This window comes from Rhodococcus sp. MEB041 (assembly GCF_030208955.1).
Lineage (GTDB): Bacteria > Actinomycetota > Actinomycetes > Mycobacteriales > Mycobacteriaceae > Rhodococcoides.
Window position 1 is genome coordinate 48,804 of sequence record NZ_JARVSZ010000011.1, and the last position, 14,223, is coordinate 63,026.

At 68.0% G+C, this 14,223-nt stretch carries 15 protein-coding genes; 6 read left to right on the forward strand and 9 right to left on the reverse strand.

Annotated features, from left to right (window positions below):
• The first annotated feature begins 51 nt into the window (after positions 1 to 51).
• A complete protein-coding gene (locus tag QRN16_RS21245) occupies positions 52 to 423 on the forward strand; it encodes a VOC family protein (RefSeq protein WP_204866019.1) in 372 nt (123 codons plus the stop codon).
• A gap of 45 nt (positions 424 to 468) precedes the next feature.
• On the opposite strand, the gene QRN16_RS21250 is transcribed toward QRN16_RS21245, so the two are convergent.
• Entirely contained in the window at positions 469 to 570 is a 102-nt protein-coding gene (locus QRN16_RS21250) for a helix-turn-helix domain-containing protein (protein WP_285189814.1), read from the reverse strand.
• Between the two features lie 603 nt (positions 571 to 1,173).
• Between QRN16_RS21250 and QRN16_RS21255 the strand changes: the two genes are divergently transcribed.
• The 5 genes from QRN16_RS21255 to QRN16_RS21275 all read left to right on the forward strand — a co-directional run bounded on the left by QRN16_RS21255 (position 1,174) and on the right by QRN16_RS21275 (position 6,710).
• Positions 1,174 to 2,208 carry an ABC transporter substrate-binding protein gene (locus tag QRN16_RS21255; RefSeq protein WP_285189816.1) on the forward strand — a complete coding sequence of 345 codons (1,035 nt, stop codon included), beginning with the start codon at positions 1,174 to 1,176 and terminating at the stop codon, positions 2,206 to 2,208.
• Positions 2,209 to 2,260: 52 nt separating this feature from the next.
• Positions 2,261 to 3,046: an SDR family NAD(P)-dependent oxidoreductase gene (locus QRN16_RS21260; RefSeq protein WP_285189819.1), complete on the forward strand. Its 786-nt coding sequence runs from the start codon at positions 2,261 to 2,263 to the stop codon at positions 3,044 to 3,046.
• Between the two features lies 1 nt (position 3,047).
• Positions 3,048 to 4,214 (forward strand): ABC transporter ATP-binding protein, encoded by a 1,167-nt coding sequence (locus QRN16_RS21265; protein WP_222639902.1) that lies wholly within the window; start codon positions 3,048 to 3,050, stop codon positions 4,212 to 4,214.
• A gap of 62 nt (positions 4,215 to 4,276) precedes the next feature.
• Positions 4,277 to 5,935: an ABC transporter permease gene (locus tag QRN16_RS21270; protein WP_027504422.1), complete on the forward strand. Its 1,659-nt coding sequence runs from the start codon at positions 4,277 to 4,279 to the stop codon at positions 5,933 to 5,935.
• A gap of 10 nt (positions 5,936 to 5,945) precedes the next feature.
• Positions 5,946 to 6,710 carry an SDR family NAD(P)-dependent oxidoreductase gene (locus QRN16_RS21275; RefSeq protein WP_222626941.1) on the forward strand — a complete coding sequence of 255 codons (765 nt, stop codon included), beginning with the start codon at positions 5,946 to 5,948 and terminating at the stop codon, positions 6,708 to 6,710.
• Between the two features lie 3 nt (positions 6,711 to 6,713).
• Here the strand turns inward: QRN16_RS21275 and QRN16_RS21280 are convergent, their stop codons facing one another.
• From QRN16_RS21280 to QRN16_RS21315, 8 genes are all read right to left on the reverse strand, one after another.
• Complete coding sequence (locus tag QRN16_RS21280; RefSeq protein WP_502944034.1) at positions 6,714 to 7,730, reverse strand: MBL fold metallo-hydrolase; 1,017 nt, start codon at positions 7,728 to 7,730, stop codon at positions 6,714 to 6,716.
• The gene (locus QRN16_RS21285) at positions 7,727 to 8,062 is read right to left on the reverse strand and encodes an EthD family reductase (RefSeq protein ID WP_027504425.1); all 336 of its coding nucleotides are present in this window, start codon (positions 8,060 to 8,062) and stop codon (positions 7,727 to 7,729) included. Before QRN16_RS21285 ends, QRN16_RS21280 begins: the two co-directional genes overlap by 4 nt.
• A 92-nt stretch (positions 8,063 to 8,154) precedes the next feature.
• Complete coding sequence (locus QRN16_RS21290) at positions 8,155 to 8,778, reverse strand: TetR/AcrR family transcriptional regulator (RefSeq protein ID WP_027504426.1); 624 nt, start codon at positions 8,776 to 8,778, stop codon at positions 8,155 to 8,157.
• A gap of 69 nt (positions 8,779 to 8,847) precedes the next feature.
• The gene (locus QRN16_RS21295) at positions 8,848 to 10,365 is read right to left on the reverse strand and encodes a class I adenylate-forming enzyme family protein (RefSeq protein WP_027504427.1); all 1,518 of its coding nucleotides are present in this window, start codon (positions 10,363 to 10,365) and stop codon (positions 8,848 to 8,850) included.
• Positions 10,362 to 11,456, reverse strand: a complete 1,095-nt coding sequence (locus tag QRN16_RS21300; protein WP_285189827.1) for an alcohol dehydrogenase catalytic domain-containing protein — start codon at positions 11,454 to 11,456, stop codon at positions 10,362 to 10,364. The genes QRN16_RS21295 and QRN16_RS21300 overlap by 4 nt, the downstream gene beginning before the upstream one ends.
• Positions 11,456 to 12,238: an SDR family NAD(P)-dependent oxidoreductase gene (locus QRN16_RS21305; RefSeq protein WP_155956915.1), complete on the reverse strand. Its 783-nt coding sequence runs from the start codon at positions 12,236 to 12,238 to the stop codon at positions 11,456 to 11,458. Before QRN16_RS21305 ends, QRN16_RS21300 begins: the two co-directional genes overlap by 1 nt.
• A gap of 13 nt (positions 12,239 to 12,251) precedes the next feature.
• Positions 12,252 to 13,013 carry an SDR family NAD(P)-dependent oxidoreductase gene (locus QRN16_RS21310; RefSeq protein ID WP_502944035.1) on the reverse strand — a complete coding sequence of 254 codons (762 nt, stop codon included), beginning with the start codon at positions 13,011 to 13,013 and terminating at the stop codon, positions 12,252 to 12,254.
• On the reverse strand, positions 13,010 to 14,212 hold the full coding sequence (locus QRN16_RS21315) for an acyl-CoA dehydrogenase family protein (protein WP_042575773.1): 1,203 nt from the start codon (positions 14,210 to 14,212) through the stop codon (positions 13,010 to 13,012). The genes QRN16_RS21310 and QRN16_RS21315 overlap by 4 nt, the downstream gene beginning before the upstream one ends.
• Positions 14,213 to 14,223 lie beyond the last annotated feature (11 nt).

Consider the following 14,223-nt stretch of genomic DNA (forward strand, 5'->3'; position numbering starts at 1 on the left):
TGACATAACCTTCGACGTGTCAGGAATCTGACACACACGAGAGGACACCCCATGACCGTCACCGGCCCCGACTTCATCTCGCTGCAGGCTCGTGATCTCGACGCGTCCCGATCGTTCTACGAGCAGTACCTCGGGCTCGTTCGATCGCCCACCGGCCCGCCGCACGCCGTCGTGTTCCAGACGACGCCGATCGCGTTCGCGTTGCGCGACGTCGCTGCGGGCACCGTCCTGGACTCCGCACCGCATCCCGGTGTCGGCACCTCGATCTGGTTGCATGCGACCGACGTACAAGGCATTCACGACGCCCTCGTCGCCGATGGACACACCGTGGTCTCGGCACCGATCGACGGGCCCTTCGGGCGCACCTTCACCTTCGCGGATCCGGACGGCTATCGAATCACACTCCACGATCGCGCCGACTGATCCGTCGTCGCTCAGCGCCGGCATCGGGACGATCATGCTCTCCGCTCACCCCCGCACTCCTCGCGGACGCCGCTCCAGCGCAGGACTGCCGATCTCGGTCTCCAACGACGACAGGTGATGGGAGAGCGCAGGTTGCGACAGAGGCAACTAGGCTGCTCCCGCGGTGACAGAGCCGGCGTCGACGACAGCGGGCTCGTGCCCGGGCGATCGTGCGACTCATCGGGGAACTTCTGTCGGGTGTCGAGTGGTGCTTCTGCTCCACTCGGAGCGGCTTCGTGCGGGATCCCGCCGATCCGGCCACCGAGCGGCGCAGAAACTCCACTTCCACAGGTGCCCCCACCATCGGGCCCACCCCTTGCGCGACGCCTGCCGCACGGCTTCGACGAGGAGACGGTCGAACGTCCGATCACAGGGTGAGGCGATCCGAGATGGCCTACGACATCATCTTGGCGAACCGGGCTCGCGTCCATGGTCGACGAGAGAATGGCCGTGTGCGTCGGCACCGGCGGAGGTGCCCTGCTCGCTCGGGTGCCCGCCGACCGCGACGCCGACTGTCTCGCAGCCCCCGGAGCACCGCACCATGTCCGACCGTGTCCGCGTCGGTGACCCCGTCGTGCCCGTCGTCGCACTGCCCTCACCTGCGTGATTGACATCACAAGGACGTCATACTACTTTCAAACTGACATCAGTTCAGGAAGTCCACTCGCACCGACAGCCGAGCGGCCCTGTGAGTCCGAGAGAGGTCTGACCATGCGGAGGATTCCCCGAGCCATCGCCACCGTTGCCGTGGCAGCGTCGGCGTTCGCGCTCACAGCGTGCGGCGGCAGCACCACCCCGTCCGGGCCCGTCGAGGGCAGCTGGGACGACGTCGTCGCCGCGGCGAAGACGGAGGGCAGCGTGATGCTCTACTCCAGCCAGAAGCCTGCGAACCTCGACGCGCTGAAGGCCGCGTTCACGCAGAAGTACCCGGAGATCTCCATGGACTTCGTGCGCGGAACGGATTCCGAGATCAATCCCCGTGTCGAGACCGAGAACCGCACGGGTACAGGCATTGCCGACGTCCACATGGTGACCGACGCGTCGTGGATCGCCAGCGCGTCCGAGTCCGGCACCTTCTCCACCGAGATCGTGGGTCCCGACTTCGACGCACCCGACTACGACCGCGCGGCCAGCGTGAAGAACGACCGCTTCTTCCTCTCGTCCGCCGCTGTCTTCGGCCTCGGGTGGAACACCGCCGCGGTGCCCGACGGTCTCGAGACCCCGCAGGACATTCTGGACCCGGCCTACCGCGGCCGCATCGGCATCGTCAATCCGACGGGCATCGCGTCGTACGTCGACCTGTATCGGCACTACGCCGAGAACTACGGCGACGACTACTGGAACAAGCTGGCCGAACTGCAGCCGCGTGTCTACCCGAGCGCACTGGCCGTCGCGCAGGCCCTGACGTCGGCTGAAGTGGTGGTCTCGCCCAGCGTCCAGCCGCTCGTCACCGAAGTCGACGCGGGCGCTCCCGTCGACTGGGTGCTGCCGGAGAACCCCTGGGGCACACCGTGGTACACCGAGGTTCTGAGTGCGGCGCCGCATCCGAACGCGGCTCAGGTCCTGGCGGACTTCATGGTGACCGCCGAGGGACAGGCCGCGCTGAACGGTGGCTACGCCGCCGCGCTGCCGGATGTTCCGGGCGCCGTCGAGCGGGCACAGAACATCGCCTCACCCGATCCCGCCGATCTGACCCCCGAGAACGTCGACCGGTACTCGCAGGAATGGTCGCAGCTCTTCCAGTGACGGGGACGCGACCGCTCTCGACCATCCGAACTCGTCATCCAGGGAGGTGATCATGGACGCTCGGACAGCGCCTTCACACGGCTCCCGTGTGCTCGTCACCGGCGCCGCGCGCGGCATCGGTGCGGCATGTGCCGCGCGCTTCGCCTCTCTCGGAGCGACCGTGTACGTCACGGACGTGGACGACGAGGGTGGTCGCGCGGTCGCCGACACCCTCGGACCGTCGGTTCGCTACCTGCATCTGGACGTGGCGTCGGAAGCCGAGTGGGACGCGTGCGTGCAGAGAATCGAAGCGGACGGTGGAGGCCTCGACGTGCTGGTGGCCAACGCCGGGGCGGCGCACCGCGGCGACATCGCCGACACCTCACTGGCCGACTTCCGCCGCATGCTCGACATCAACCTGGTCGGCACCTTCCTCGCCCTCAGGACGGCGAGCACCGCCGTCAAGTCCGGCGGTTCCGTGATCACGGTGTCGTCCCTGCGCGGAATCCTCGCGACAGCGAAGCTCGGCGCCTACGGCGCCTCGAAGTTCGGTGTGCGGGCCCTCACCCGAGTGGCTGCGCTCGAGCTCGCCGAGCGGGGGATCCGAGTCAACTCGGTGTGCCCCGGAAGCATCGACACCGGCATCACCGGTAGCGAGGACTTCGCCGACCACGATGTCGCCGGCTATGTGCGCACCATTCCGATGCAGCGGCGGGGCACCACCGGCGACGTCGCGGACGCCGTGGTGTTCCTCGCCGGATCCGAGAGCAGCTACATCACAGGAACCGACCTCGTCGTCGACGGTGGTCTGGCGGCCGGCGCGCGAACACCCACACACACCTCTGGACAGAAGGCATGAGATGACCGATCGCTTCACCATTTCCGGACTGACCAAGACGTACGGCAGCACGAAGGTCGTGGACGGTCTCGACATCGACATCGAGCAGGGCGAGTTCCTGGTTCTTCTCGGCCCGAGTGGCTGTGGAAAGACCACCACGCTGCGGTGCCTCGCGGGGCTCGAGACGCCCCAGGGCGGGCGTATCTCGTTCAAGGACAGGACGGTCTTCGACGCGGACCAGCGAGTCGACGTCCCCGCGCACAAGCGCAACATCGGCATGGTCTTCCAGTCCTACGCCCTGTGGCCGCACATGACGGTGCGCCGCAACATCAAGTACCCCCTCGACGTCCGCGGACTCACCAAGTCGTTCGGACCGGGAGCCGTCGAGGCAGCGGCCGACATGGTGGACTGCGGCGCACTGCTCGACCGGTATCCGTCGCAACTCAGTGGTGGCCAACAGCAGCGCGTGGCGGTCGCCCGCGGGCTGGTCGCGCGTCCGGACCTCATCCTCTTCGACGAGCCGCTCAGCAACCTCGATGCCCGGCTGCGCGATCAGGTCCGGTCCCAGATCCACCGCCTGCACCGCGAACTCGGGTTCACCGCCGTGTTCGTGACCCACGACCAGTCCGAGGCATTCGCACTGGGCGATCGTCTGGCCATCATGAAATCGGGCCGCATCGAGCAGCTCGACACGCCGTCGAGCGTGTTCGAGAACCCCGGCTCGGACTACGTCGCGGCATTCATCGGCATGGCCAACAAGCTCGAACTGCGCAGGGCGCACGACGGCTGGCAGACCTCCGCGGGTGACGCGATCGATCTCCGCGACTCGGTGGTCCGCGATCGTGCCGACGAGGGCGATTCCGCGGTCGCACGGCTGCGTCCGGACGACCTGCTCCTGCACCGCAGCATGGCCGAGGTTCCGCCCGGCCACGTCGGACTGCACGCTGCCCTCGTCGATCACGAGTACGGAGGTCGGCACTTCGATGTGACCGTGCGGTCCGGCGCCGAGACACTCACCCTGCGTGCGTCGGCCGCCGAGCACGGCCTCGCGCTGCGTTCGGCCGAGCCGGGTGACGCCGTGGTCGTCTCCTTCTCCCCCGCAGCGCTGCGGGTGTTCCCCTCGGCGCCCTCCACCGCGACAGCCGCGGACACCGCACCCGTCGCCGCAGCAGTGGGGAGCGCATCGTGACCGCCACCCTCACACCCCCCGACACCGACACGACGCCGCCGCCGGCGGGACGACGGTCACGGCTGACCGGCCCCTGGCGTGCCCGGCTCGGTTACGGCATTCTTCTCGCCGTTCTCGCCTATCTGGTCGTCCTCCCCATGGTGCGTCTGCAGATGCTCGCGTTCGAGGACGGTGCGCGGGGCTACCGCAGCCAGTACGGACGGTTCGACATCGCCCAGACGCTCTGGACGACAGTGATTCTGGCGCTGGGATCGCTCGTCATCGCGCTCGTTCTCGGCACCCTGCTCGCCTACGCCGCGAGCCGCCTTCCCGCACGACTGGGGTTCCTCAAGATGATCCCCATCCTGCCCATCGTGCTTCCCGCGGTCGCCAACATCGTCGGCTGGGCCTTCCTGCTGTCACCGGGACCCGGCTACCTCAATGTCGTACTGCGCGCGCTGCCCTGGTGGAGCGATCTCGAGAGCGGCCCCGTGGACGTCTACACGGTGCCATGGATCGTCATCCTGACCGGATTCGGTCTGACGTCGTTCGTCTATCTCTTCGTGTCCTCGGGGATGGACAACATCAGTTCGGAGCACCTCGAGGCCGCTCGGATCAGCGGATCGTCCTCGATGGGTGTGTTCTTCCGTATCGTTCTCCCGCTGCTCCGTCCGTCGCTCATCTACGGCGGTGGTATCGCGTTCCTCCTCGGTCTCGGCCAGTTCACCGGACCACTCCTGTTGGGTCAGAACAGCGGAGTGAAGGTCCTCACCACCGAGATGTACCGGCGGGTGTCGGAATCACCGTCCGACTTCGCGGCCGCCGCAGCTGCCGGTTCACCCCTCGTCCTGTTCGGACTGGCGCTGGTTCTGGTGCAGAAGATGTTGCTGGGCAATCAGAGCCGGTTCGTCACTCACGGCGGCAAGGCGTTCTCCGCACCCTCGGGCCGCGGAACGTGGGCGGCCGTCACCATCAGTGTGTACGCCCTGTTCGCGCTGCTGATCCCCATCGTCGGACTCGTCATCGTGTCGCTGACCCCGTACTGGTCGGACACCCTGACCCTGGATCTGTTGACGCTCGACAACTTCCGGGCCCTCATCTCCGACGACGCGATCGTCTCGTCCGTGCTCACCAGCATCCTCACGTCCCTCGCCGCGGTGGCCGTGTGCATCCCCATCGGGTACGTCATGGCCAACCTGTTGGTCCGCGGCCGACGCTTCCGCGTCCTGGGCATGATCGGCGACTTCATCACCGCCCTGCCACTGGGTATCCCCGCGGTCATCTTCGGTGTGGGGTTCCTGCTCACGTACACCGAACCTCCGTTGATCCTCTACGGCACTCGCACGGTGATCGTGCTCGTCTACATCGTGCTGATGTTGCCGTTCTCGGTGCGACTGCAGATGACGGCGATGCTCGCGCTGGGCAACACCTACACCGAGGCCTCGGCCACCAGCGGCGCCTCGCCCGTGGTGACCAATCTTCGGATTCTGTTACCACTCATGCGAGGAGCCATCTTCGGCGCCGTCGCCCTGATGTTCATCCTTCTCACTCACGAGTTCGCCGCCTCGCTGCTCGTCCGCGCCTCGACGACCCAGGTCATGGGCACCCTGCTCTACGACATGTGGCAGAACGGCTCGTACCCGCTCGTCGCGGCGATGGCGCTGCTCATGACCGCGGTGACCACCACGGGAGTCGCGATCGCCATGCTCGTCGGCGGTCGCAACGTCCTCAGCAAGCTCTGAAAGGCCCACCATGCCCGAAGGCAGTACCCGTCTGACCGACAAGGTGGTCCTCGTGACCGGCGCCACCGGCGGGATCGGTGTCGACATCGTGACGAGGCTGGCGTCCGAGGGAGCCAGCGTGATCGTCACCGATGTCGACCAGAGCGCCTGCGACGCAGCGGTGCACGCGCTGGAACGCCCCGACTCGCATCTGGCGTGCGCGCTGGACATCACCGACGAGGAGCAGTGGGCGGCGACCCTCGCCCTCGTGGAGGACCGTCACGGCACGCTCGACGCCGTCGTCAACAACGGTGCGATCGGATCGCTCGCCACCGTCGTCGACGAGACGGTGGAGCAGTATCGCCGCGTCGTCGAGGTGAGTCAGACCGGTACGTGGCTGGGGATGAAGCACGCCGGCGCCCTGATCGAGCGGACCGGCGGCGGATCGGTGGTCAACATCTGCTCCATCCTCGGCAGCGTCGGCGGACTGGGCAACAGCATCGCCTACGCCGCGGCGAAGGGTGCCGTGCGGACCATGACGAAGAACGCGGCGCTGCACTGGGCCCGCCTCGGGGTGCGGGTCAACTCGATCCACCCCGGTTTCATCGCGACCCCGCCACTGCTCGCGCGCTACGAGGGCACGCCGCGCCACGAGGCCATGCTGGCCGGCACGCCGATGGGACGACTGGGTTCCGGCGCGGAAGTCGCTGCCGCGGTGGCGTTCCTGGCCGGTGACGATGCACGCTTCGTGACCGGTACCGAGCTGTACGTCGACGGCGGGTGGACCGCCGCCTGAGTCTCAGGCGACGCTGAACACGTCGACGCCGTCCTGGTTCTCCACACGCAGCACGCCCCGGTGGACGTCCAGATCGAGGTGGGCCAGGGTCTCGCAGACCGCGACCATGCGATCGAACGTTCCGAGATCCGCGAACGGGCGATCACGACGGGTCCACGGAAGGCGTTCGGCGACATCGAGGCCGGTCGCCCGGGTCAGGTCGGCGACGACCGCACGGGTCGCCGCCAAGCGGCGGGCGTGGTGATCGAGGAGTTCGCGCACGCGCGCGTGCAGACCGACACCGATGTCCCCGTGAGAGGGCAGCACGGTGCGATCCCGATCGTCGAGCATCATCTCCAACGACTGCAGGTAGTGCCCCAGGGGCAGGTCCCACTCACCGAGTTCGAATCCGATCGACGGGGTGATGGTCGGCAGAACGTGGTCGCCCGTGTAGCTGATGTCTCGGTCGAGATCGTGGAACACCATGTGGCCCTTGGTGTGGCCGGGCGTGTGCACCGCGGTCAACCGGTGTCCGGGGATGTCGAGGGCACCCTCGGTGAGCCACGCGTCCGGCGGCTCCCAGTCGTCCGAGTCGAAGTCCTCGTCGCTGGTGTCCAGGCGAACCGCTCGCGCGATGTCGTCGGCGCCGGCCCGTTCCAGCTCACGCAGTGACGATGTCGGCATGTTGGAGGCCAGCTCCCCGATGGCGACGATCCCCGGCGCCTCGGCCGACCCGAGGTGGATGCGGCAGCCGTGTCGACGGCGGAGGTCGACGGCGAAGGTGTAGTGGTCACGGTGGACGTGAGTGACGAACACGTCGTGTACGTCGTCCGGTCGGCAACCGAATTCGGCCAGCGCGGTGGAGAACTCGTCGTACGTACCCGGCCGTCGCCATCCGCCGTCGATCAGCGCCAGGCCCCTGTCGGTCTCCAGGACATAGACGTTGATGGCACGGAGTCCGTCGGACGGCATCTGCAGTGGCACCCGGTGGATGCCGTCCGCGATCCGAACGGATCCCGGATCGGACCACCGGGCGGTCACGAGGTGGTCGACGTGTCGGCGACCATGGTCCGCTCGTCGCCGTACCAGATCATCCGTCGCCCACGCATGGTTCCGACGTGCTCGACGGCGACCTTCCACTCCGGACTGGCGAGCGCGGTCTCGAGATCGTCGCGCGAGGCGAAGCTCAGAATGGACAGTCCGTCCCACCCGGCGCTGCGCTCGTCTATCGAGTGGACGATGTCGATGTGCTGCCACCGCAGCAGGCCCGGGAGCGGGTAGGTCACCTCCGCGTGCTCACCGCGCCACCACGTCATGAACTGCTCGTGCGTCCAGTCGTTCGGACGGGCGGCGAGAACCATCAGATCGAACATGATTTCCTCCAGGGTGTGGTCAACATGAATTCGGTTCGGTATGGGTGGACGTGATCGACACGAATGGCCGAGCCGGGCTCAGCGCCCAGCGGTCAGGGGCGCACCATCTTGAGCACCGCGGTGGTGACGGTCTCGGCGATCTCGTCGAGGGTGGCGGGGCCGTTCGGCCGGTACCACCGCCACACGCTGATGACGAGGGCGAGGACCAGGCGTCCCACCGTCTTCGGATCTCCCTCGGCGAAAACCCCGTCGTCCATGCCACTGGCGATCAATCTCGTCCACCGACGCTCGATCTCCTGGACCAGCTCTCGGGACTGGAGACGCTCGGCCTCCTCCTTCCCCGACTGCCGCTCCGTCGCCAGAAGGTCCATGTGGTTCTGCAGGATCCGGCGCTGCAGAGCGTCCAGCGGCGAGGCCTGGAGAGCTCCCGCGACGGCGGCTCGCAGTGCCGCCTCCGGGTCGCTCCGGTCGGCCGTGGCCGCGTCGAAGCGCTCGACGGAATCCGCCAGTTCCAGACGCATGATGGTGAGCAGACAGTGCGCTTTGGATTCGAAGTAGTGGTAGAGCGCGGTCTGGCCTATTCCGACCTCGTCCGCCACCGACGCCCACTTGGTGTGGTCGTAGCCCACCCTGCCGAACTGCTCGATGGCGACGGTGAGAATACGAGACCGCTTGGAGCGCGGGCTCTCGCGGCGTGCCGTCGTTCCGACGCTCATCGCGGCACCCTCGAAGACTGGCCCGGCCGGCCTCCGGCCTCCCCGCAACGTGTCAGCATCGTGCTCATGTTACTCGTCCCGAGGTGAATTCGGATCGGGAACACCGGCGAGACGCGCTGCCATCCGCACGGCATCGGGTCGGGAGAGCTTCCCGACACGGTTCTGCGGCAGATCGTCCACAGCGAAGACGTACTCCGGCCAGTTGTGTCGTGGCACGCCGCGACGGGACAATCCGTCCGTCACCTCGGCCAGGCCGAGAGCGCGTCCGTCGGTCACCACGAGGGCTCCGGCGCGCTCGGACAGCAGCTCGTCCGGGATCGGCACCACGCAGACCTGCACGATGCCGGGGACGCCGGCCACCGCCGCCTCGACCTCGTTGATGTCGATGTTGCGACCACCACGGATGATGATCTGCTTCTGCCTGCCCATCACGGTGATGGTGCCGTCGGTCGCCACCTCGACGAGGTCACCGGTCGGCAGGTATCCGTCGTCGGTCAGTGTCGGTGCCGCGACCTGTCCTCCCCGTGCGTACCCGACGAACATCGAGGGTCCGCGGACCTGCGCGTCACCGATCTCCCCGGTGCCCACGTCCTCCCCCGCACCGTTCACGGCCCGCACGATCGTGCCGGGGAACGGCCGTCCGTCCGTACCGAGGCGAAGTCGAGGATCGTCGTCCGGGGTCGCGGTCGTGTGACCGAGGCACTCCGACATGCCGAACACCCGGAGGAACGTCGTTCCCAGGAACTGCTCGGCCCGTTCGAGAGCCGACGCGTTCATGGGCCCGCCGCCGACCGTCATCGCCCGCATCCCCGCGAGTCGACCGGCCCCGTTCTCGACGAGGGACAGCTGCAGCGCCATCGTCGGCACCAGCATCGTCCAGCGGACGTCGTGGGCGGCCATCGCGTCGAGTGCGGCCGCCGGTGACCACTTGCCGATCGACACCATCGGTCCGCCCACGAACAGCGGCAGATACATCCCGAAACATGCTGCGGCGACGGAGGACAGGGGGACGAAGGCGCCCACCGCGTCGCCCGGCCGCAGACCCACGGCGTCCCTCGTGCACGAACAGGCGTAGCGCAGTGCGTCCTCGGACTGGACGACGCACTTCGGGCGACCGGTGGATCCGGAGGTCATCGCGATGACACTGCCTCCGTTCCAGCGCGACACACCTCGCGGATCACCACGGCGAGCACGCAGATGACGGTCACCGACCGCCGCGTCGCCCGACGGGAAGTCCTGGTCGGACACCCCCCACTGTTCGAGTGTGCGAAGGTCGGCCACCACCATGTCGGGGTCGACGTCCTCGACGGCGAGCACGAACTCCGATGCTGTGGCATGCGGGCTGAGCACGGCGACCACGCCTCCGCGCAGACCGACCGACAGTGCGGTGGCCACCGTCTGCCAGGTGTTGTCCGCCTGGATCAGCACAGTGGGAGGTGTGGGGTCGTGCTGTGCCATGTGCTCGGCTCCGCGTTCGGCGGCAGCCATCACGTCGGCCAGTCGATGGGTGCCGTGCAGGTCGATCACGGCGATCGCGTCGGGGTGTTCCCGGACGCGGTCTCGCAGTTCGAGCGCGAGAGTCTTCACTGACGGTGGTCCTTTCCGGCATCACGTTCTGGGGTGGGCTCGTCGGACGTGGTGGGCAGGAGCACGGTTCGGCCGGCGTCCTCCCCGGCACGCAGACGCGCATAGGCGTCGATCGCCTCGTCGAGAGGTCGCGTGGTCACCTCGGGCAGCAGCGCCCCGGACTCCGCGAGCGCCACCACCTCCACCAGATCCGCCCGACTGCCCCAGAAGGGGGCCGAGACCTGCCACCCGGCGGCGATCCCCCGGTTCTTGGCCACCGACACGGACCCTCCGGCGCCCCCCACCACGACGAGGCGTCCTCCGGGTACGAGCGTGGCCAGCCCCTCGGCCATCGTGTCGTCGCTGCCGACGAAGTCGAACACCACGTCGACGCCCCCGAGATCTCTCGTGGCAGAGGCCGCGTCGGCCAGTGACGAGTACACCGCGGCGGCGCCCATGGTCGTCGCGGATCTCCGAGCCGCGTCGCGCGGATCGACGGCCACCACGTGGCCGGCTCCCAGCAGCGACGCCATTCGGACCGCGAGGTGACCGAGACCGCCGACACCGACGATCACGACCACGGCGTTCGAGTCGAGGAGGTCGGCCTGACCGCTGACGGCGTGATGCACGGTGGCGCCCGCATCGGCGAGGGGCGCTGCGAGTTCCGGTGCCAGGGAACCGGTGTCGACCAGCACCCCGCCGTGCGGAACCACCATGTACTCGGCCAGTCCGCCCGGCGCGCCGAGGCCGTTGCCGATCACGGCGAGCCTGCCGTCGACCGGCCGCAGTGCCAGACAGTAGTTCTCCCGACCCCGGCGGCAGTTACGGCAGGTCCTGCAGGACCACACGCCGTGGACGACCACGGACGATCCCACCGTGCTCCCGTCGGCATCGAGGCCGGCAGCGACGACGCGTCCGGCGACCTCGTGTCCCAGCGTGAGCGGCAACGGGTAGTCGAACCGTCCGGCCGGCGCATCGCAGACGGACAGATCGCTACGACACAGACCCGCCGCCGTGACTTCGAGCAGCAACTGCTCGCCCGTCGGTTCGGGAACGGGAATGCTCCGCAGCTCTGGAGCGGAGCCCCACTCGAGCAGTTGCACGGCCAGCATCAGCGCGCCGTCCAGCCGCCGTCGACCACCAGGGTGTGCCCGGTGACGTACGACGAGGCATCGGAGGCGAGGAACAGCACCGCGCCGTCCACCTCGCCCGCAGTACCCCCGCGACCCAGCATCGTGTTGCGCCGCACCCACCCGGCCGACTTCTCGTTCTCGAAGAGCCCGTCGGTCATCTCGGTGTCGAACCACCCGGGGACCACCGCGTTCACGCGGATCCGTCGTCGTCCCCACTGCCCGGCGAGTTCACGGGTGAGGCCGAGCACACCGGCCTTGGACGCCGCGTAACTCGCACCGCCGATGGGGGCGGTCGAGACGAGACCGACGACCGACGAGATGTTGACGATGGAGACCGGGGCGGAGTCCGGCGTCGTCGAGGCGACGTGCACCGCCAGGTGGAAGCCTGCGAGGAGGTTCACCTCGAGGATCGCGGAGAAACCCTCCGCGGTCTCCTGCTCCGCGTCCGGTGGGCCGGGCATCCCGGCGTTGTTGATCAGGATGTCCAGGCGCCCGGTCTCCGCACGGCACCGATCCACCAGCGCTCGACGGTCCTCGTCCGAGGTCACATCGCATCGCACGGGAACGAGGCCCGGGACGGTCTCCGCCACCGCGGCCAGACGATCCGCGCGACGTGCCGCCGCGTACACCGTGGCTCCGGCGGCGGCGAGCGTCCGGGCGAACCCAAGACCGAGACCGGACGACGCTCCGGTCACCACCGCTGTTCGGCCGGTCAGATCGAACAAGGCGGCAGGACTCGGGGTGTCGTTCACTTCTGTCACGTCCACGCCCTCCTCAGTAGACCGCGGTGCGGCCGCCGTCGACGGGAATGATGGCACCCGTCGTGTACGACGAGGCGTCACTCGCGAGATGTACGACGAGACCGGCGATCTCCTCGGGACGACCCAGACGTCCCGACGGCAGCCGGTCGACGATCTTGCCGACGAACTCGTCGTCCCAGTGCTCGGCCATGTCCGTCGCGAATCCCCCGGGCATCACGCAGTTCACTCGCACGTGCGGCGCGTACTCCTGCGCGAACGCCATGGTCAGCGCATTGAGGCCGTTCTTCGCCGCGGCGTACATGGCCTCGGGCGGGCTCGGTCGTACGGCGCCGATGCTCGAGATGTTGACGATCGACCCGCGCCCGGCGGCCGCCATCCGCGCTCCGGCCACCGCCATCAGCCTGAACGGACCCTTGAGATTGACCTCGATGGTCTTGTCCCACAGCCCTTCCGTCACTCCGACGAGGTTCTCGGACAGCGGTGCGATGCCGGCGTTGTTGACCACGATGTCGAGTGAGCCGAACTCGTCGACGATGGCGTCGACCGCGGGCTCGATCTCGTCCCAGCGACCGACGTGCAGAGCGCGGGCGTGAGCGCTGCCCACCGTCGACGGTCCGAGTGAGGCGACTGCCTCCTCGCACGCCTCGAGTTTGCGGCTGGACACCACGACGGTGGCTCCCGCGTCGCGCAGTCCACGAGCGATGGCGAGGCCGAGTCCGCGGCTCGCGCCGGTCACGAGGGCCACTCTGCCGGTGAGGGAATGCATGTCGGTCATCGGTACTTCTTCGTCTCGAGGCGGGCGATGGTCCGGAGATGGACCTCGCTCGGTCCGTCTGCGATCTGGAGGGCGCGGGTGATGGCGTGCAGGCGGGCCAGGACGAAATCGTCGCTGACGCCGGCCGCTCCGAACGTCTGAACGGCTCGGTCGACCACCTTGTGCGCCACCTCCATCGCCGCGACCTTGATCGCGGCGACCTCGGAGCGCGCCGAGGCGTTACCGCGGGTGTCCATCATCCAGGACGACTTCAGGACCAACAGTCGGATCTGGTCGATCTCGATACGACTGCGTGCGATCCACTCACGCACGACACCGCGATCGGCGAGCGGGGCACCGAAGGCCACTCGGTCGAGCGAACGGCGGCACATCATCTCCAGAGCGCGCTCGGCCATGCCGACGGCGCGCATGGCGTAGTGCATCCGGCCGGGGCCGAGACGACCCTGCGCGATGGCGAAACCGTCGCCCTCGGCTCCGAGCATGTTCGAGGCCGGCACTCGGACATCGGTGAACTGGACGTCGCCGTGCCCGAGACGGTCGTGGAAACCGAACATCGGGAGATCGCGCAGGACCTCGATGCCGGGACTGTCGGCGGGAACCAGGATCATGCTCTGCTGGCGGTAGGTCGGACCGTCCGGATCGGACTTGCCCATGAAGATGATGAGCTTGCAGTCCGGGTCGAGAACGCCGGAGGTGTACCACTTTCGGCCGTTGAGCACGTACTCGTCACCGTCGCGCCGGATCGTCGAGGTGATGTTGGTGGCGTCGGAGCTGGCCACGGCCGGTTCGGTCATGGCGAACGCGGACCGGATACGACAGTCGAGCAGGGGCTCGAGCCAGTCCTTCTTCTGCTCCTCGGTACCGAACATGGCGAGGATCTCCATGTTGCCGGTGTCCGGGGCGGAGCAGTTGATGGCCTCGTTGCCGATGATCGAGCGCCCGACCACCTCGGCGAGAGGGGCGTACTCGAGGTTGGTGAGTCCGGCCCCGAGCCCGTCGTGCGTCATGAACAGGTTCCACAGTCCCTGCGAGCGCGCGGTCTCCTGCAGTTCGCGCATCACCGCCGGCTGCTCGTGCTTGTTCGTGTTCGCCGCGATCTGCGCGTCGTACACCTTCTCGGCGGGCAGAACATGATCGGTCATGAATGTCTCGAGGGTCTCGAGCAGCGCGTCGGTACGAGCACTGTAGGAGAAGTCCACGGTTGGCCTCC

Bases quoted from the DNA above. Each gene is read 5' to 3' on its own strand.
- QRN16_RS21275 (WP_222626941.1), top strand. From the start codon at position 5,946: ATGCCCGAAGGCAGTACCCGTCTGACCGACAAGGTGGTCCTCGTGACC.
- QRN16_RS21300 (WP_285189827.1), bottom strand. From the start codon at position 11,456: ATGCTGGCCGTGCAACTGCTCGAGTGGGGCTCCGCTCCAGAGCTGCGG.
- QRN16_RS21255 (WP_285189816.1), top strand. From the start codon at position 1,174: ATGCGGAGGATTCCCCGAGCCATCGCCACCGTTGCCGTGGCAGCGTCG.
- QRN16_RS21290 (WP_027504426.1), bottom strand. From the start codon at position 8,778: ATGAGCGTCGGAACGACGGCACGCCGCGAGAGCCCGCGCTCCAAGCGG.
- QRN16_RS21285 (WP_027504425.1), bottom strand. From the start codon at position 8,062: ATGTTCGATCTGATGGTTCTCGCCGCCCGTCCGAACGACTGGACGCAC.
- QRN16_RS21245 (WP_204866019.1), top strand. From the start codon at position 52: ATGACCGTCACCGGCCCCGACTTCATCTCGCTGCAGGCTCGTGATCTC.
- QRN16_RS21265 (WP_222639902.1), top strand. From the start codon at position 3,048: ATGACCGATCGCTTCACCATTTCCGGACTGACCAAGACGTACGGCAGC.
- QRN16_RS21310 (WP_502944035.1), bottom strand. From the start codon at position 13,013: ATGACCGACATGCATTCCCTCACCGGCAGAGTGGCCCTCGTGACCGGC.
- QRN16_RS21260 (WP_285189819.1), top strand. From the start codon at position 2,261: ATGGACGCTCGGACAGCGCCTTCACACGGCTCCCGTGTGCTCGTCACC.